At 51.9% G+C, this 18553-nt stretch carries 18 protein-coding genes; 16 read left to right on the top strand and 2 right to left on the bottom strand.

Going from position 1 to position 18553, the window contains the following annotated elements:
* The first annotated feature begins 241 nt into the window (after positions 1 to 241).
* Positions 242 to 1165 carry a M15 family metallopeptidase gene (locus tag IEX98_RS16190; RefSeq protein ID WP_229692216.1) on the top strand — a complete coding sequence of 308 codons (924 nt, stop codon included), beginning with the start codon at positions 242 to 244 and terminating at the stop codon, positions 1163 to 1165.
* A gap of 104 nt (positions 1166 to 1269) precedes the next feature.
* Here IEX98_RS16190 and IEX98_RS16195 read toward each other — a convergent pair whose 3' ends face one another.
* Together IEX98_RS16195 and IEX98_RS16200 are read right to left on the bottom strand one after the other, a co-directional pair.
* Positions 1270 to 1425, bottom strand: a complete 156-nt coding sequence (locus IEX98_RS16195; RefSeq protein ID WP_081735450.1) for a DUF1540 domain-containing protein — start codon at positions 1423 to 1425, stop codon at positions 1270 to 1272.
* Between the two features lie 92 nt (positions 1426 to 1517).
* On the bottom strand, positions 1518 to 2834 hold the full coding sequence (locus tag IEX98_RS16200) for a deoxyguanosinetriphosphate triphosphohydrolase family protein (RefSeq protein WP_188890224.1): 1317 nt from the start codon (positions 2832 to 2834) through the stop codon (positions 1518 to 1520).
* A gap of 260 nt (positions 2835 to 3094) precedes the next feature.
* Between IEX98_RS16200 and cls the strand changes: the two genes are divergently transcribed.
* The 15 genes from cls (at position 3095) to IEX98_RS16275 (ending at position 18553) form a co-directional block, all read left to right on the top strand.
* Positions 3095 to 4540, top strand: coding sequence for a cardiolipin synthase (cls, locus tag IEX98_RS16205; protein WP_188890225.1), 1446 nt, complete (start codon positions 3095 to 3097; stop codon positions 4538 to 4540).
* Positions 4541 to 5131: 591 nt separating this feature from the next.
* Positions 5132 to 5518: a Fur family transcriptional regulator gene (locus IEX98_RS16210; RefSeq protein WP_188890226.1), complete on the top strand. Its 387-nt coding sequence runs from the start codon at positions 5132 to 5134 to the stop codon at positions 5516 to 5518.
* Positions 5503 to 6321, top strand: a complete 819-nt coding sequence (locus IEX98_RS16215; protein ID WP_188890227.1) for a winged helix-turn-helix transcriptional regulator — start codon at positions 5503 to 5505, stop codon at positions 6319 to 6321. Before IEX98_RS16210 ends, IEX98_RS16215 begins: the two co-directional genes overlap by 16 nt.
* Positions 6322 to 6559: 238 nt before the next feature.
* Positions 6560 to 8014: a catalase gene (locus IEX98_RS16220; RefSeq protein WP_308421800.1), complete on the top strand. Its 1455-nt coding sequence runs from the start codon at positions 6560 to 6562 to the stop codon at positions 8012 to 8014.
* A 199-nt stretch (positions 8015 to 8213) separates the two neighbouring features.
* On the top strand, positions 8214 to 8354 hold the full coding sequence (locus IEX98_RS16225; protein WP_188890229.1) for a hypothetical protein: 141 nt from the start codon (positions 8214 to 8216) through the stop codon (positions 8352 to 8354).
* A 126-nt stretch (positions 8355 to 8480) separates the two neighbouring features.
* Entirely contained in the window at positions 8481 to 8621 is a 141-nt protein-coding gene (locus IEX98_RS16230) for a hypothetical protein (RefSeq protein WP_188890230.1), read from the top strand.
* Positions 8622 to 8819: 198 nt separating this feature from the next.
* Positions 8820 to 9974, top strand: coding sequence for a serine hydrolase domain-containing protein (locus tag IEX98_RS16235; RefSeq protein WP_188890231.1), 1155 nt, complete (start codon positions 8820 to 8822; stop codon positions 9972 to 9974).
* A 34-nt stretch (positions 9975 to 10008) separates the two neighbouring features.
* The gene (locus tag IEX98_RS16240) at positions 10009 to 11196 is read left to right on the top strand and encodes a serine hydrolase domain-containing protein (protein ID WP_188890232.1); all 1188 of its coding nucleotides are present in this window, start codon (positions 10009 to 10011) and stop codon (positions 11194 to 11196) included.
* Positions 11193 to 12002, top strand: coding sequence for an ABC transporter permease (locus IEX98_RS16245; protein ID WP_188890299.1), 810 nt, complete (start codon positions 11193 to 11195; stop codon positions 12000 to 12002). Before IEX98_RS16240 ends, IEX98_RS16245 begins: the two co-directional genes overlap by 4 nt.
* Positions 11999 to 12781, top strand: coding sequence for an ABC transporter permease (locus IEX98_RS16250; RefSeq protein WP_229692217.1), 783 nt, complete (start codon positions 11999 to 12001; stop codon positions 12779 to 12781). Before IEX98_RS16245 ends, IEX98_RS16250 begins: the two co-directional genes overlap by 4 nt.
* A 40-nt stretch (positions 12782 to 12821) precedes the next feature.
* Entirely contained in the window at positions 12822 to 13826 is a 1005-nt protein-coding gene (locus tag IEX98_RS16255; RefSeq protein WP_188890233.1) for an ABC transporter ATP-binding protein, read from the top strand.
* A gap of 75 nt (positions 13827 to 13901) precedes the next feature.
* Positions 13902 to 14885: an aldo/keto reductase gene (locus IEX98_RS16260; protein WP_188890234.1), complete on the top strand. Its 984-nt coding sequence runs from the start codon at positions 13902 to 13904 to the stop codon at positions 14883 to 14885.
* A 230-nt stretch (positions 14886 to 15115) separates the two neighbouring features.
* Complete coding sequence (locus tag IEX98_RS16265; protein ID WP_188890235.1) at positions 15116 to 16471, top strand: LLM class flavin-dependent oxidoreductase; 1356 nt, start codon at positions 15116 to 15118, stop codon at positions 16469 to 16471.
* A 97-nt stretch (positions 16472 to 16568) separates the two neighbouring features.
* Positions 16569 to 18212, top strand: a complete 1644-nt coding sequence (locus tag IEX98_RS16270) for an FAD-dependent oxidoreductase (protein ID WP_188890236.1) — start codon at positions 16569 to 16571, stop codon at positions 18210 to 18212.
* Positions 18209 to 18553, top strand: coding sequence for a 4Fe-4S dicluster domain-containing protein (locus IEX98_RS16275; protein ID WP_188890237.1), 345 nt, complete (start codon positions 18209 to 18211; stop codon positions 18551 to 18553). The genes IEX98_RS16270 and IEX98_RS16275 overlap by 4 nt, the downstream gene beginning before the upstream one ends.

The raw sequence follows: 18553 nt of genomic DNA on the forward strand, positions 1-18553 counted from the left end.
AGGCTGGCGTCGTTCATCAGCCCGTTATTGTTTCCAGTGCTCAATTTACAAATAATTTATTCCTATTATGCTCCTTTTCATATCCGGATGTCAAAGGCAAAAGTCACCTCGGCCACCATGAAAAAAACCGCGTGGTTGTGCAAAATATGTCGAAAATCCATGACATTAAGCGGCTCCTCGTTTATAGTAGAGCTAGAGTGTTTTGCTAGTTTACTATATGACTAAACGTAAGGAGTGCATCATGAACCAACGAATGAGAAAAAAACGCAGAAGAACGACACTATGGTTTGCTCTCGTATGCGTAATTGCGGTAGCTGCCTTTATGATGATACGTTATGAAAACTCAATTGCCTCCCCTCCCGAGAATACGGCGGAAGCGACGAATAATCCGGCAACCGAAGCGCCGACAGGGACGCCTGTTCCAACAGATGAGCCTGCTCAGCCATCGGACGAGCCTACGGCTCCTCCGGCGGAAACAACGGAGCCGACTCCGACAAACAAACCTACGGAGAAACCGGCGAAGCCAACGAATAAGCCAACCAAGGCGCCGGCCAAAGACGATTCCGGCATCGCGGTTGTCGCACAGCCGGAGAGCATCGCAGCTCTTGTAAACAAGCAGAACAAGCTGCCGGAAAACTATAAGCCTGCTAATCTCGTTTATCCTGACGTTCCGTTTACATTTAAGGAGAAGATCGATAAGCGCAAAATGCGCAAGGAAGCGGCAGACGCGCTGGAGGATATGTTCGCAGGGGCTAAGAAGGACAACATCTACTTGGCTGGCGTATCTGCGTATCGTTCCCATGCCACTCAAAAATCGTTGTTCGAGCGTTATGTGAAAAAAGACGGTCTGGAAAAAGCGAAAACCTATAGCGCCTTCCCAGGCACGAGTGAGCATGAGACTGGGCTTGCCATCGACGTCTCTGGAAGCGACGGCAAATGCGCCGCATCGGATTGCTTCGGCGGAACGCCTGAAGCGGAATGGCTGGCCGATCATGCCGCCGAATATGGCTTCATTATCCGTTATCCGGATGGCAAGGAAAGCATTACTGGCTACAAATACGAGCCATGGCACCTCCGTTATGTAGGGACCGATATTTCTACAGAAATCGCGGAAAAGGGGATCACGCTTGAGGAGTACTTCAATGCGGTTCCAGTCAGCAAATAAATAAGCTGCAAAACAAATGCGGCGCAGCTGCCTGATGTTAGGGATTGTCCATCCCGACACAGGCGGCCGCGCCGCTTTTTCGCATTTTACGTTGAGCTTGCCTTTTACAACTTTGATTCGAATGTTTTGCAGTCTGTTTCTTCTGAGTTGCTCGCTTGTTTGCCGCGGTTGCTTACCACATAGATCGAGGAAGCGCCGCAATGATTGCCTGCAGCCCAGAACTTGCAGGAATTGACTTCGCAAAGCACATCTTTTGCCATGGTCCCATCACCTCCTCCGTTTATAGGATAGACAAGGTAAGGAGCGTTTTATACTTGCCCCGTACGGGATGGGATATGGCATGAAGGCGATGCTAATCCATTTCGTAGATTGAGCCGGATTTGCTTGCGTACAATTCGGCGTAGACCTTTTCAGCATAAGCATCGGTCATGCCGGAAATATAGTCGGCAACGAAGCGAGGCCAACTCCAATGCTGCTTGTGGTGGTCATAGCTGGCTACCCAGTCAGGCGGCAGAATCAATCGGCCGTAGTCGGGAACTCTAAAGCTATCCCACAGCCGGCGAATCATAATTTCGCTGCGTTTTTGCAGACGCTGTACACGGAAGTCTTTAATGAGAGTCACCCAAGCCAGCTTCTTCAATATTTCCATCGTGCGCAGCATCTGCAGATCCTGATGACCGCTTTCGACGAAGGTTACCTTCTTCCACCCTTTGGATGGAGCGTCGATAATGCCCACTTTACCGGCAAACACGCTTACCCATCTGGCTTTCATCTCCCGGCGTGTGCGAGACGATTCATGGTCGTATTGGGCGTATAGCTCCTCCCATTGCTGCAGATAGTCCGCTAACACCTGCTTGACCATCGCAGGGATATCAACTTGATCCCAGCCAACCTCCATGTTGCCCTGGTCTTCGACGATTTCTTGTACGAGATTGTCAATGAGGCGGCTGTCTTCGAAAAACGTCCGGTTCATCTGAATTTTACCTGCGCGAATGCCGTCCTCAATATCATGGGTAGAGTAGGCAATGTCATCGCATAAGTCCATAAGCTGAGCTTCCAGTGTGGTGCAGCCCTCCGGCATTTGCCAAGCATCCCGGAGATGCTTGATCTCATGCCATTCCGAGGCGTATAATCCCTTCAATCTGCCGGGTTCATCCAGCGAATACGGGTATTTATTCGTGGCCAGCAGCGTAGCGGCTGTCAGATCCAGTCCGCTTCCGCTGCCGGCCCTTTTTTCTAAAAACATTAAGATACGAAAGTTTTGCGCATTGCCCTCATAGGCGAGCCCGTGCTCTTCCATTAACAGCCGATTGAGCACTTCTTCACCTTTATGACCGAAAGGGGGATGCCCGAGGTCATGAGCCAGCGCCGCGATCTCGACGACAGACGGGTCCAGAACGAGACCGGGATGTTCTTTTTTGGACAGAAACTCATATTGATTGCCTAGTCTTCTGGCGACCTCGCGAGCGATTTGCGACACCTCAAGCGAATGCGTCAGCCGAGTCCGGTAATAGTCGCCCGAGCCAGCGCCGAATACTTGTGTTTTTCCTTGCAGCCGGCGAAAAGCGGGTGATTGAATGAGCCGTGCGTAATCCCTCTCGTACTCGTCGCGTTCCTCGCTGAAGGTGCTGAGCACAGGCTCATCGATGCGTAGTTTGCGTAAATCCATAGTTGGCTCCCTCCCAGCCGATCCGCCGCATGGGAAGCAGCGTAATCCGATTCTCTTTTTGAAAATTGTAGCACATTTTTCATGCTTGTCGCATGTAATAATCAAGTCATGGCAGACAAGTTGTCATTAGCTAGGAAAAATTGGTTATTTTGAAGAGGGATGAGCCGTATACTTCGTTCATTTGAACATCCCCCGCCCATCTAGTATGATTTATACGAGCTTCTATCAGCGGGCTACTATTAGTGAGGGGTATTATTTCCATGAATATTCAGGATATTTTCTCGATCTTCACCCTGTTGAATATATTTTTGGCGATAACCGTCATTTTTCTGGAGCGTCGGAACGCCAGCTCAACCTGGGCCTGGCTGATGATTTTGTACTTCATTCCGGTTATCGGTTTCATTCTGTATTTGATTCTTGGCCAGAAGCTGCGTAAGCGAAAGCTGAACAAGCTGCTTCGGGACAGTCAACGGATTATTGAAGATACAGTGGAGGGACAAAAACTTCAACTGGAGCAGCGTGACTTCGCTTTTCATGATCCGGGAATGTCGGCTTACCGCGACATGATATTAATGAATCTGGTCGGTAGCTATTCGCTGTATACGCAGAACAACAGCGTCCAGATTTATACCGATGGCAACAGTAAATTCGATGCTTTGCTTCGCGATATTGAGTCCGCACAGCATCATATTCACCTTGTCTATTATATTGTGCGCAATGACGAGATCGGCAATCGGCTGCTGGATGCACTGATTGAGAAGGTCAAGCAGGGCGTGGAGGTCCGTTTTCTGTATGACCATATTGGCAGCAAGGGATTGCCTAGGAAATTTTTCGCGAAGCTTACCGGAGTAGGCGGGCATGCGGCGGCCTTTTTCCCTTCTCGAATTCCTTATTTGAATATGAAGCTGAATTACCGAAATCACCGTAAGCTGGTCATTATAGACGGTTTCACGGGGTATATTGGCGGCTTCAATATCGGGGATGAATATTTGGGTCGGAGCAAATATTTCGGAGAATGGCGGGATACGCATTTGCGTGTGAAAGGGCAGGCCGTGCAGCAGATGCAAGCTCAGTTTCTGATGGACTGGAACATGGCGTCCAAAGGGATGATCGATCTGAATGAGCGTTATTTTCCAAGGTTCAAGCCTGGCGATGGCGGAATCGGGATGCAGGTCGTAGCCAGCGGGCCTGATTCGGAATACCAGCAAATTAAAGACGCCTACATTAAAATGATCTATTCAGCCAAAGAAAGCGTCAGCTTACAAACGCCGTATTTCGTGCCGGACGAGAGCTTAATGACGGCGCTCAAGATCGCCGCTCTTTCAGGGGTAGAAGTAAAGGTGATGCTTCCTAGCAAACAGGATCACTTCTTCGTCTACTGGGCGACTCACTCCTACGTTAGCGAACTGCTTGCAGGCGGGGCAAAGTGTTACTTGTACGAAAAAGGCTTTCTGCATGCGAAGACGCTCGTCATCGACGGTCAGGTCGCATCGGTCGGTACTGCGAATATCGATATTCGCAGCTTTAAACTGAATTTCGAGATGAACGCGTTTCTGTATGACAGCACAACCGCTGCTGAGCTGCAGCGTATTTTCGAAGAGGACTTGTTGTATTGCGAGGAACTGACGATTGAGAAGTACAGCAAGCGTCCGCTGATGAACCGATTCAAAGAGTCGATCAGCCGTCTGCTATCGCCGATACTGTAACCAACACAAAAAGGGATTCCGCTTATCCATGATAACCGGAATCCCTTTACCTTTCGGCAAAGCTGCTATTCAATTGACTTTAACACTCCATTCTACAACTTGCGTTGCTCAGATTTGCTCGAACAATTGGGTAAGTACTGCTTATTATCGTCGTTTCAGATTTTGAAAAATGAATGTTTCACCTTGCCATTAGCCGGGTTCCCCGCATGCCTCCATTTTCGGAAATTCGATAAACTCCTTTCCCTATTCGTTAGACATGCTTCGCTAACTTACTCCAATGGACTATCCCCTCTCGTTTGGGTTGCCTTCATAATAACCTATTATTATAATTTTGTAAATATTCAGATAATTCAATAAAAGGCTTTTTGCGTAAAATGATTCCTTAGCTCTAGACTAATCTATTTTTCGTCATACTAAAGTATGAAATAGTTCACAGTTTAATAGGAGGCAGGCGGCAGGCGGCAGGCGGCAAGTGGCAAGTGGCAAGTGACAAGTGACAAGAGAGAGGGGGGAGTTAGTAACCGCGGTTGACGCATAAGCTGCTACAGATTTATACTTAGTCTAAATCAAAATATAAGGAATGAATAGAAGATGTCCAAAATAAATTTAACTATACAGCGCAAAGCCATTCTCGAAGTGATTCAGCAATCGCATGATCATCCGACGGCAGCAGATATTATGGAGCGTCTTCGCGAAGAAGGGCGCAGCTTTGCTTATGGCACGATCTACAATTCGCTTCGCTATTTGACCGATGCGGGTATGATCAGAGAGCTCAAGCTGGGCGAGACGGCATCCCGCTATGATGCCCGGACGGATGAACATCAGCATATTGTATGCAAAAGCTGCGGTCGCGTAGAGGAAGTGCTGACGGAATTGCCGGCGGAATGGGTGAGCCGTGTGGCTGAGGAAACAAAATTTAAAGTTTTGCATGCCGATGTCGTACTCGAAGGGATGTGTGAATCATGCGCCAGCCAATAAATGCCGGAGGCGAATTTAGCGAGCAGGCTGACGTCATGAACGGCCAGGCTCCTTCATATGCTAGCGAAGAGGATGTTTTACCGGGGGGACAGATGGCTTGCTCGTTAACGAAAAGAGTGATGGCGGTCAGCCCCTTCCCGGAGAGAATGCATAATTTGCTGCGCTTGCTGGCGGCGGATTGCTTCGATCTGTTTACGCTGCATGATCTGAACAAAGCGTTTGTGAGCAGCCTGCAGCCGGAGCTCATTCTGTTTGACGCAACGCCCCACCCGCTGCTCAATCCAGACGCGGTAGATGCGCTTCGTGCAGGGCTGAATCAGACCGCTCATCTACATGGCATCCCGCTATTGTTCCTGATTGGGGAGCAGGCCAAAGTCGCTTCGCATTCTTTGCCAGAGGGGGCGGAGCTGCTCGTATGGCCGGGAGAGCCAATGGCTGCGCTGCGTCGAATCAATCGCATCCTGCAGCAGCGGACGCCATCCGGCGGTTCTATTTTGGAATCGAGCTACAATTTTAAGGACCTGTCCATTGATCTGAAGAAAATGATCGTGTACCGGGGAGAGAAACGGATTGATCTGACGAAAACGGAATACGAGCTGCTGCTGATGTTTGTGACGTCAGATGGCGGGGTAATAAGCCGGGAAGCGATGTTCAATGCCATCTGGGGAAGCCAGTTTCTCGGGGGCAGCAATGTGGTTGACGTCCATATCAAGTCGCTGCGGAAGAAGCTTGGCGACAGCGCTGCCGCGCCGCTATATATTGTAACGGTTCGAGGCGCAGGCTATCGGCTTGCGGAGGGTTGATTGGAATTGATAGATAGCCTATTAATCATCGAAGTAACGACGACACGATTCACCTGCGGATTAGCTCGCTAGCCAAAAGTTCCAGCCTCCAGCCTTGTGTGGCGTGAGCGCACTAGTTTGCTCATGAAATCTTCATTTTACCTTCATCTAATGTTCATGACAGACAACGTGTGCTCACGTTAAACTCTACTATATTAGGATTTAGATCAAGTCTAAATATAACTTGGAGGTCATGCACATGGACAACCGTTTAACAACGAATCAAGGGGCGCCTGTTGGCGACAATCAGCATTCCCGGACGGCGGGTCAGCGCGGCCCTGCGCTGCTTGAAGATTATCATCTGCTGGAGAAGCTCGCACATTTCGACCGCGAACGGATTCCGGAGCGCGTCGTTCACGCGCGGGGCGCGGGGGCACATGGCGTGTTCCGCACAGAGAACAGCATGAAGGCGTATACGAAAGCACACTTCCTGCAGGAAGCAGGCAAGGAGACGCGGGTATTTGTCCGCTTCTCGACCGTTATTCACGGAACGGGTTCGCCTGAGACGGCCCGCGATCCGCGCGGCTTTGCCGTTAAATTTTATACGGAAGAAGGCAATCTTGATATTGTCGGCAATCATTTGCCTGTCTTTTTCATCCGTGATGCCATTAAGTTCCCGGATATGGTGCATTCGCTCAAGCCTGCACCGGATACCAACATTCAAGATCCTAACCGCTATTGGGATTTCATGACGCTGACACCGGAATCCACGCATATGATGACATGGCTGTTCTCGGATGACGGAACGCCTGCGAGCTACCGGGAGATGGACGGCTTTGGCGTCCATGCCTTCAAATGGATCAATGCTGAGGACAAGGCGATCTATGTGAAATATCAATGGAAATCGAAGCAGGGTGTGCGCAACTTTACGGCAGAGGAAGCATCGGCTAAGCAAGCGCAGGATTTCAACCATGCGACTCGCGATCTGTATGAAGCAATCCAGCTTGGCAACCATCCGGAATGGGAACTGTATGTTCAACTGCTGCCGACCGAGCATGTCGATCGCTATGCGTTTGATCCGCTTGATCCGACCAAAGTATGGCCGGAGGATATGTACCCGCTGCAAAAGGTCGGAACGATGACGCTGAATCGCAATCCGATCAACTACTTCTCCGAGGTGGAGCAATCCGCATTTGCGCCAAGTGCGCTTGTGCCGGGCATTGAGCCTTCCGAGGATAAGCTGCTGCAGGGCCGGTTGTTCTCCTACCCGGATACGCAGCGTTACCGGCTTGGTGCCAACTATCTGAACATTCCGGTCAACTGCCCGTATGCACCGGCCCGCAACCATCAGCGTGACGGCGCGATGACGATGTCGGCTGATCCGTCACCAGTCAATTACGAGCCGAATAGTGCTTCGGATAGTCCGAAGGAGGACGCGGCTTATAAGGACAGCTATGCTCCGCTTCAAGGGTCGGCTGGCCGCCAGCGCATCGACAAAACCGACGATTTCACCCAAGCGGGTGATCGCTACCTGTCGTTGACGCCGGAGTTGCGCAGCAATCTGGTGAACAATCTCATCGGCGATTTGTCACAGACGAGCGAGGACATCCAGCTCCGCGCCGTTTGCAACTTTTTCCGTGCTAACGTAGAGCTTGGTACGCGCCTGTCCGAAGGACTCGGCGTAGACATTCGCAAATATGTGCCGCAGGGGTAAGAGGCGGTAATGTGTAAAGTAGAAAAAGGGCTGTGCAGAGGAATAACTTTGCGCAGTCCTTTTTTGATGTTGCTTGTTTGCTCTCTACGCCAAACGCTGGCGAGCATAGCAGTGAAAGGGATTGAAGTTACTGGAACGAAGCGGCTTCGCTGTTTGTGAAAATCCGCCCAATGAACCTAAACGCAAGAGGCTGGAGCGTATGGCGATTCAACTTAGCGAAGCGGCTTCGCAAAATAGCGAACCGAATTTCGTTGCAGGAGGTGTTTCGCCACTGCTGCAAGGCTACAGCGAACTAAATTTCGCTATTGGAGAACCTAGGTTCGCGAGTAACGAAATTTAGTTCGCTGCCCTCCGTGAACCTCTCTGTACTTCCTCCTACAGTGAATCCGGCTTCGTTAAATAACGAAGCTGCTTCGCTGTTTGTGAAAATCCGCCCAATGAACCTAAACGCAAGAGGCTGGAGCGTATGGCGATTCAACTTAGCGAAGCGGCTTCGCAAAATAGCGAACCGAATTTCGTTGCAGCAGGTGTTTTGCCACTGCTAGAAAGCGATAGCGAACCAATTTTCGCAGTTGGTGAACCTAGGTTCGCAAGTAACGAAATTTAGTTCGCTGCGCCCAGTCGATCCCCTCGTATTCCGCCCTACAGCGAATCTGGCTTCATAAAATAGCGAAACCGCTTCGCTATTCCGCAAATGTCCGCTCAATGAAACTAAAAAAGAGATAGACACCCTAAAACAAATGGCTTAAAGTGGAAAATGTGTTTTATATTCCATGAATCCCCAATCAAGGGAGGGTGTTTGGACATGCAAACGACGATATCGAATCATGAGGGCTGGACAGATGCAAGCCCGAAGGAAGTCGGCTACAACCCGAAGACGCTGGACAGACTCGATGCGCATTATATGGATCTGATCAGCAAAGGCACAATTCAAGCAGCCAGCTATATGTTGTCCAGAAAAGGCAAAATATTCGCTAACCGATCCCTCGGAAAGCTGCTGCCGGACGAGAATAGCCCGGACCTGGAACCGGACTCCTTGCGTAAGGTTTACTCTATTACTAAAGCGTTTACAGCGGTAGCGGTCCTTCAGCTAATCGATCGGGGCAAGCTTGCTCTGCATCAATCGGTAAGCAGCATTTTACCTGAGTTTAATACGGACATGCACCGAGGCATCACGATCTTTCACTTGTTGACGCACACGTCAGGTTTACAGGGAGATCCGGGGTTCCATATGGAGCCTTACAGCTTACCGTGGTATGAGTGGGCTGTACGCGAAATGAAAACACAAAACAGCGGAATCGGCTGGATTACGATGCTTTTGGCAGGACCTGTGCATAACAAACCGGGCAAAGAATGGATCTATAATTCTAGCGGCTTTGTATTGCTTGGGGAAGTGATCGCTAAAGTTTCCGGCAAATCCTATGACGAATATATCCGTGATGAAATTACGCAGCCTTTAGGCATGAATAGAACGTTTATGCAAGTTCCGGAGGAATTCCGCAGCCAAGTGTGCTGTACGAATGAATGGGAGCTCGAGCAGGTGCTGAATCCGAAGGCAGTTGATGCTGATTTTCCGCCTAGGGCTGGGAACGGTCTATACTCCACGTTGGAGGATCTGACCAGATTCGGTCAAATGATGCTGAATGGCGGAGAAGCTGGCGGCAGCCGGATCATATCCACACGGGCTGTTGGTCTCCATACGACGAACCAATTAAGCGGAGTTGTCAATAACGGCTGGGGAGGCCGTCAGACCGATTATCAGTTCGGATTAGGCTGGTCGCTGGACCACTTTGATCTATGCAGTAAAGGGACGTTCTCTCATGAGGGCTATGGCCCTTCCGGTCTTTATGTAGACCCGGCAGAAGAACTTATTTTTACTTTCTTCGTTCCGAGCGCTAAAGGCTTCAGAAACGAGTCGGTCGTAACGCCGCGGGCGATTGCTTGGTCGGGATTACTATAATGACACATCCTTATCTGACGACGGAGGGAAGTCTATGTCTTTAATAGATGCAACAACTCGCATTCAAAAGCCGGCAGCCGGATTTGATCCGGAGGCGCTAGGCCGGCTGGAACGTCATCTTCAAACGATGATTGAAGAGGAAAAGCTGCAGTGCGCATCCTATTTGATCGCGCAAAACGGATCGGTGTCCGCCAGCAATGCTTTTGGACCACTAACGCATGCCTCGGACTCTAACGAGCTGCAGATGAATTCCATTCGCCGTGTCGCTTCGGTGACCAAGCTGTTCACCACGGTTGCGATCTTCCAGCTCATTGAACAGGGCAAGCTTTTCCTGCGCCAATCGGTATCGGAGTGGATTGAAGAATTTAAACACCCGATGTACGAGAAGATCCAAATTTGGCATCTGCTTACCCATACATCAGGAGTGCAGGCCGATCCGAGTTACTTCCAAGAGCCGTATCCAATGGGCTGGTGGAATGTACTGTTCGCTTTTGAGCCGGACACGAAAGGCCGATTTGCGGTAACAGACGCTGAAGAGGCAGAAAAGATGCGCCGCAGCGCGTGGATTAAGGCGGTATTATCCGGCAAGCCAATCGCATCCCCCGGTGAACAATGGATGTATTCCTCCGCAGGTTATTCCATGCTGGGGGAAATTATCACGCGGGCAAGCGGCAAGCCTTACGAACAGTATATTATTGAAGAAATTGCACAGCCGCTCGGAATGTCGCGTACGTTTTTCGAGGTGCCGAAAGAGCTGCATCATGAGGTTTGCGTCACGAATGATTATGACGTGCAGAGGCTGGAGAAAAAAGGCGACCGGACTTACGCGCCTCCAAGAGCTGGCGGCGGCTTATATTCCACGCTTGAGGATTTATTCCGGTTCGGACAGATGTTTCTGAACGGCGGCCATCTTGATGGAGTAAGGGTGCTGTCCCGCAAGTCCATTGAGAAAATGTCGCAAAACACGCTGGGCAGCGGTATTCCGGCTCACTCATGGGGAGCTCAATACAGCCAATTCATCTATGGAATCGGCACTTCGCTGACGAGACCGGATGAATGGCTGCCGCAGGGCTCCTACGGGCATGAAGGAGCGGGACGCTCCAAGCTGCTAATTGATCCTATTAGACAAGCCGTTACTATATACTTTCTGCCTTCCAATATCGACTGGTGCCCGGAAGCCATTGACGGCACGCACAGCATCCTTGGCTCCGGTTGGCTATGAGAAGGCTTGCCGCCATCATCCAATCGATCGGCTTCGCGACCTATAAAGAATGGGCTGCGTTCCGGTCGCATATGGCGGCTTCTTTACTGGTCGGGCCGGTGCTCTTCCTCGTTCAGGTGTTTATTTGGTCTGCCATGTTCGAGGGACGGGAGACGATTAACGGGCTGACCTATTCGCAGATGCTCGCGTATTACGGGGTGGCGACGCTTATTCACTATATCGCGTTCGATTTCGCCGACTGGAATTTGCAAATGCTGGTGCGCAGCGGAAAATTCGTGACCTTCGCGCTGCGGCCGCTGCCTCATTGGCTATTCGCTCTTTCGCAAAAGATCGGCCACCGCTCGCTGGCGTTGTGGATTGAGGTGCTGCCGGTGATGGCCTTATTTATTTTCGTCTTTGGCGTCAATCTGAAGCCGGCATCGCCTTTCTGGGCAGTGATTTCAATCCTGCTCAGCTTTCTTATGAATTTTATCGTGAATTATTGTGTAGGGCTTACGGCATTCTGGCTCGTTCGGGCGGAAGGTGTACGCAGAGTATTTCTGCTGTTGAAGGACGTAAGCGCAGGCGTATTTCTGCCGTTGTCTTTTTTCCCGGAAGTGCTTCAGAAGGTGTTGTTCTTCCTGCCGTTTCAGTTCATTACCTACTTGCCGACCCGTGTCTATATCGGGGACTATGAGCTTGCCGGTATCCGGCTGTCGATTGAGCAAGCGGTGGGGCTGCAAGCTGCTGCCGTTCTTCTTGCCGGAGCGGTCATGCTTGCTTTGTACGGAGCGGCGATGAGAAGGTTTACGGGGGTGGGAGTGTGAAGGGGATCATTCATTGCCTGGGCGCCGTATTGCGGACCAAGCTCGCGGAGCAGATGGCGTATAGGAGTCATTTTATCCTTAGCGTATTGCTGCTCGTCGCGGGGGATCTGGTCGTTCCGTTCGTGACGCTTCTCATCTATAGCTCAGGAGCGTCGTTCCCAGGGTGGGCGATGCATGAGGCGCTGCTCATTCAAGGCGTGTTCGCACTAGCGAAAGGAATAGCCTTTCCATTCTTCTTCGGCATGGTGGGAACGACGCTTCACCATGTGCGCGAAGGCACGTTTGATCTGCTGCTGCTGCGGCCTCGTCCCGTTATGCTGATGGCGATGCTAACCGGCTTTGATCCCGACGACTTCGGCCGATTGTTCAGCGGAGCGGTTATCTTCGGCTTTGCGCTTAGCGGCATGTCGCAGCCTGTTCTAGGGGCGTGGCTGCAATTTGGGCTGCTGTTTATCGCTTCAATCGCTATATTATGCGCGGTGTCCTTGTTCTTGTCGGGGATGCTGTTCCGCTGGGTCGGCAGCAGCCGTGTGTTTGATATTTTTGATGCGGTAACGAGCTTTGGGATGTATCCCGGCACCATCTTCGCCAAGTCGCTGCAAAATCTATTGACCTACGTGCTGCCAGTTGGCTTGATTGCTTTTGTACCGGCTTCTGCCTTGCTGGGCCGCAGCGGTCTGGAAGCGCTATGGGCGTTAGTGCCGGTTAGCCTGTTTCTGCTGCTTAGCGTCTATTATTGGAATCGAATGCTAAGAGGCTATACGAGCGCAGGCGGTTAACGGGAGTATAAAGGCGAAGCAGAAGGAGAGTTGGACACGCATGATCGAGGTAAGGAATTTGACGAAGACGTATATGACGCATGAGCGCGGCCATACGCTTCGAGAAGTGGCCAAAAATCTGATCCGCAGGCCGATGAAGGAGATTACGGCGGTCAACAATCTGTCCTTCATCGTGCCGCAAGGCGAGATGCTGGCTTTTCTCGGACCAAACGGTGCAGGTAAATCGACCACGCTGAAAATGCTGACCGGCGTCCTTCATCCAACGGCAGGTGAAGTCCGGGCGCTTGGTCTCGTTCCTTGGAAACAGAGACGGGAATATGTCGGGAAGATCGGTGCTGTTTTCGGACAGAAATCCCAGCTGCTGTGGGACATTCCTCCGGCTGATGCTTTCTATATGAACAAAGCGATTTACGGTGTGCCGGAGCCGGAATATCGCGCCACCTTGAATGAGCTCGTCGAGCTGCTTGAAGTCGGCGATGTGATGCGCAAGCCAACCCGGCAGCTGTCGCTTGGGGAACGGATGAAATGCGAATTCATTATGGCAATGCTGCACCGGCCGCAGCTTGTCTTTCTCGATGAACCGACGATTGGTCTCGACATGATTGCGAAGGAGAACATCCGGGGTTTTATCCGCAGTATGAACCGTCAAGGCGTGACGTTTATTCTAACGACGCATGATCTCGAGGATGTTGAGATGCTGGCAGAGCGGGTAATTGTGATCAATCACGGGACAATTGTTTTCGATGATGCGCTTGGCAGCTTGAGAAGCCGGGTCGGCAATAAAAAGTCGGTTCGATTGACTACGGAGGCGGCTGTGCCTGATCTGCAGCTTCAAGGGCTGCGCATTGCCGAGCGGCTCGGTCCGCTGGAGATCGAAGTTGAGATCGATACCGATCTGCTGCCTTTGAAACATTTTATCCGTGATTTCAATGATGTCTACGGTATTGCAGATATGGATATCGAGTCGATTCCGATTGAATCCATCATGAAGGAGCTTTATCTGGAAAACGCCGAAGCCCGTTCCGAAGCCGCCGTAACCAAATAAGTGAAAGTTGAACGATGTCCAAGGGATGGAGTACACTAATGCGGTAAGCGATTACGGTAGGAGGCGAATTCATCGATGCAATATCGTAAATTGGGATCATCGGATTTGTTAGTGAGCGAAATCAGCTTCGGGACATGGGCGATCGGCGGCTCCTGGGGAAGCGTAGACGACAAACAATCTTTGCTCGCATTGGAAGCAGCAATGGAAGCGGGCGTTAATTTATTCGATACGGCGGATGTGTATGGCGGCGGTCATAGTGAACGGCTGCTTGCGCAGGCGACGAAAGGGCGGGAGGACGAGATCCATGTCGCAACCAAGTTTTGCCGCGCGGGAGACATTCACGATCCGTCCACTTATTCCGAAGCGTCGGTACGAGCTTATTGCGAAGCCAGTCTGAAACGATTGGAAAGAGAACGTCTTGATCTGTATCAGGTGCATTGTCCGCCGCTGCCAATCTTGCAGGATGGCAGCGTATTTGGCGTATTGGACAAGCTTGTTGAAGAGGGCAAAGTGCGTCATTACGGCGTGAGCGTGGAATCCGTGGAGGAAGGTTTGCTTTGTCTGGAGCAGCCGAATGTGCGTGCGCTGCAAGTCATCGTCAACATCTTCCGGCAAAAGCCGCTGGAGCGACTGCTAGACGAAGCACATCGCCGCGGCGTGGCAATTCTGGTGCGTCTTCCGCTGGCAAGCGGCCTGTTGACGGGCAAGTTTACGCCACAGTCAACTTTCGAAGAGGATGATCATCGCCGATTCAACGAGAACGGCGAGCAGTTCAACGTCGGCGAGACGTTCGCTGGACTCGGCTTTTCCAAGGGCGTTGAACTGGCTGGACAACTGGGCTGGATTGCCGAAGGCCGGGGCAATATGACCCGTGCGTCGCTGCGCTGGCTGCTAGATCACGAAGCGGTAACCTGCGTTATTCCGGGCTTCCGCAATGTGAGTCAGGTGCAGGATAACTTGGCTGCGCTTGATGTGCCGTCCTTTACAGAGGCGGAGAACGAGCGCCTCAGCTCCTTCTACCGGGAGCAAGTGAAGCCGTTTATTCGCGGCTCGTATTAGAAATAACCGCGCCGGTTCGGGATCAACTCCGAGCCGGCTTCTTTTTTTGTATGCCTATGGGAATAAAGGTTGACGCTGGAATATATACATGATACTATCAAAACAAATTAAACCAGTAGGAATAATGTGATTCGCCGGAAAACCGGAGACTCTATCTTTAGTAGATAGTTTGTCTTCGGTTTTTTTTGCATACCGGCTATAGAAATAACGATAAGAATAGGGGGATACATATGGCCGACAGAGGCAGACAACTAAAGCTGGGAGCTTTCTTGATGACACCGGGACATCATGTAGCAGCGTGGAGATATCCAGATACGACAGCATCCGAGGTGCTGAAGTTCAAGTTTTACAAGAAGCTGGCACAAACTGCAGAGAGGGGCAAGTTCGACCTTCTATTTCTGGCGGACGGCTACGCGGTGTCCGAGACTTATCCAGAGGCGGTCGCGCAGACGGTTACGGTACGGCCGGAGCCCATTACGCTGCTGTCGGCATTATCCTCCGTGACCGAGCATGTCGGCCTTGTCGCTACGGTATCGACTACCTATAACGAACCATTCCACGTCGCCCGTAAATTTGCTTCGCTGGACCATCTAAGCGACGGAAGGGCAGCCTGGAACGTCGTTACTTCCGGCAATCCGGCGGAAGCGCAAAACTTCAATAAAGATCATCATCTGCTGCACTCGCTCCGCTATGAGAGAGCGGAAGAATTTCTTAACGTGGTGACGGGATTGTGGAACAGCTGGGAGGACGACGCATTTGTCTACGATAAGGAAAACGCAACTTTCGCTGATCGAAGCAAGCTGCACACGCTGCATCATAAAGGGGAGTGGTTCTCGGTTCGCGGTCCGCTGAACGTCGCCCGTCCTGTGCAAGGTCATCCGGTGATTGTGCAGGCAGGTGCTTCCGAGCCAGGCAAGGAGCTGGCGGCGCGCACCGCAGAAGTCATCTTTACTGCCTGGCAGACATTGGAGGAGGCGCAAGCCTTCTATGCAGATGTGAAAGGGCGGCTTGGCCAATACGGCCGGTCGCCGGGGGAATTGGTCATTATGCCGGGCGTATTCCCCATTATAGGACGGACGGAAGCAGAGGCCGCTGAGAAAAAAGCGCTGCTGGAGCAGTTGATTCCACAGGAAGCCGGAGTTAGCCTGCTCTCCAATCTAATCAGCTTCGACCTCTCTGCTTACCCTGTTGACGGCCCGTTGCCTGATCTTCCTCACTTGGATCAGATTAACGGCGGCAAAAGCCGATTTACGCTGCTCAAAGATTTGGCAGAGCGGGAAAGTTTGACGATTCGCCAGTTGTATCAACGGATTGCCGGTGCCCGCGGGCATCGCGAAATCATCGGTACGCCTGTGCAGATTGCCGATCAGTTGGAGGAGTGGTTCGTTCATGGCGCTGCCGACGGCTTTAACATTATGCCGCCATACTTGCCTGGAGGCTTAGAGGATTTTGTTGATCTTGTTGTCCCGGAGCTGCAGAAGCGCGGCTTGTTCCGCACGGCATACAAGGGGACGACGTTAAGAGAAAATTTGGGGCTAAAAAGACCGCCACATCCGGCGGCTGCTCAATTAGCGCCCCTCACATAAGCGATACCGACCGGAAAACCGGAGGTCTTGCCATCCTGATACAGGAAGGCAGGGCCTCTTTCTATTTTCGATAACAGAATAGGAGGCTATTAAAGATATGGGGAACTTGAACAGTTATAACAATAAAGCTGCTTCACTGACATTGGAAGCCGACGTGCTCGTTATCGGAGGCGGGCCAGCGGGGACATGGGCCGCACTGGCGGCTGCGGCAAAAGGGGCAAGCGTGGTGCTTGCGGACAAAGGGTATTGCGGAACGAGCGGTGCGACCGCCCCTTCGGGCACGGGCGTCTGGTATGTAGAGCCAAGTGCGGACAAACGGGAGGAGGCGATGAAAAGCCGCGAGGCACTGGGCGGCTATCTGGCTGACCGCGGCTGGATGAAGCGGGTGCTTGATCGAACCTACGCTAATATGAATGATCTGGCGTTGGCGGGTTATCCTTTTCCGCTGGATGAATCGGGAAACCGTTATCTGCGAAGCTTGCAAGGACCGGAATATATGAAGCTGATGCGCAAACGGGTACATAAGGCGGGCGTTCGTATATTGGATCATTGTCCTGCGCTTGAATTGCTAGCGGACGATAACGGCGTCGGTGGCGCGAGCGGCATACAGATTAAGAATGGCGAGCCGTGGACCGTTAAGTCTGGCGCAGTCGTTATTGCTTCCGGCGGCTGCGCATTTTTAAGCGGTGCGCTTGGCACGCATGTTCTGACTGGCGACGGCTATCTAATGGCGGCGGAAGCGGGAGCGTCCTTGTCCGGCATGGAGTTCTCAAATGCCTACGCGATAAGTCCGGCTTTCTCGACCGTCACGAAAACAGCCTTTTATACATGGGCGAGCTTTTATTATGAGGACGGTACCGTCATTGAAGGAGCAGGTTCTCAGAAAGGGCGGTCCGTGATTGCTCGTACGCTGCTTACTCAGCCGGTCTACGCCTGTCTGGATCAAGCGACGGAAGAGATGCGCCTGTGGATGCGCAAAGCGCAGCCGAACTTTTTTCTTCCGTTTGACCGAGTTGGTATTGATCCGTTTACGCAAAAGTTTCCAGTGACCCTTCGATTGGAAGGTACGGTGCGCGGCACCGGCGGCATTCATTTAATCGATGAAAACTGCGCAACCGCCGTTCCTGGCCTGTATGCGGCCGGAGATGCGGCTACCAGGCAGTTCATTTGCGGAGGCTTTACCGGCGGGGGAAGCCATAACGCGGCTTGGGCCATGTCCTCGGGTTCATGGTCAGGCGAAGCGGCAGCCTCTTATTCCGCAAAGCTGGGCTTTCGCCGTAACGCCAGAGAACTGCAAGGCTTGCGCACCACTCCAGTAGAGAAGGCAGCAGGAGCACGGGAATCCCAAGTAAAGGCTGGGGCGCCAAGTGCGCAAGAAGTAATTGCGGCCGTGAAACGAGAAGTGGATCCCTATGAAATTAATCTGTTCCGATCGGATGCGAGACTTAAGCAATCGCTTGGCCGACTGGATCAAATCTGGCGGGAGGTGCGCAGCGGAGTGGCAACGAGCGGAGCGGATGTATGGAAAGCCCGGGAGGCTGCTTCCATGGCTGCAACAGCGCGCTGGATGTACGCTTCTGCATTGGCGCGGCCGGAGACGCGCGGCATGCACAAGCGGACGGATTATCCGGATATCGATCCCAATCAGCATTATCGGCTGTTGGCCGGCGGAATCGACGATGTGTGGGTGAAGCCTGAGCCCCAGCCCGCTCTTCCGGCAGCGGAGGTGCACGCAGGATGATTGAAATCGTCAGTGAAACAAGATGTATTTCTTGCAATCAATGCGTGAAGGTTTGCCCGACCAACGTGTTCGACCGATCGGAGTCAGGGCTGCCAATCATTGCTCGGCAAGACGATTGTCAGACTTGTTTCATGTGTGAACTCTACTGTCCAACGGATGCGTTATTCGTGTCGCCTCACGATCGGCCGGCAGCTACGCTTGACGAAGAGGAGCTGGCCGGTATCGGCTTGCTTGGCGGTTATCGGGAGCAAGTCGGCTGGGGAAAAGGGCGTTCGCCTGGCGCCGCACGGGATGCAACCTACTTGATGTTCAAAGAGATGCAGAAGAAGGCGGGACATTAG

The organism is Paenibacillus radicis (ex Gao et al. 2016), assembly GCF_014641555.1.
Lineage (GTDB): Bacteria > Bacillota > Bacilli > Paenibacillales > Paenibacillaceae > Pristimantibacillus > Pristimantibacillus radicis.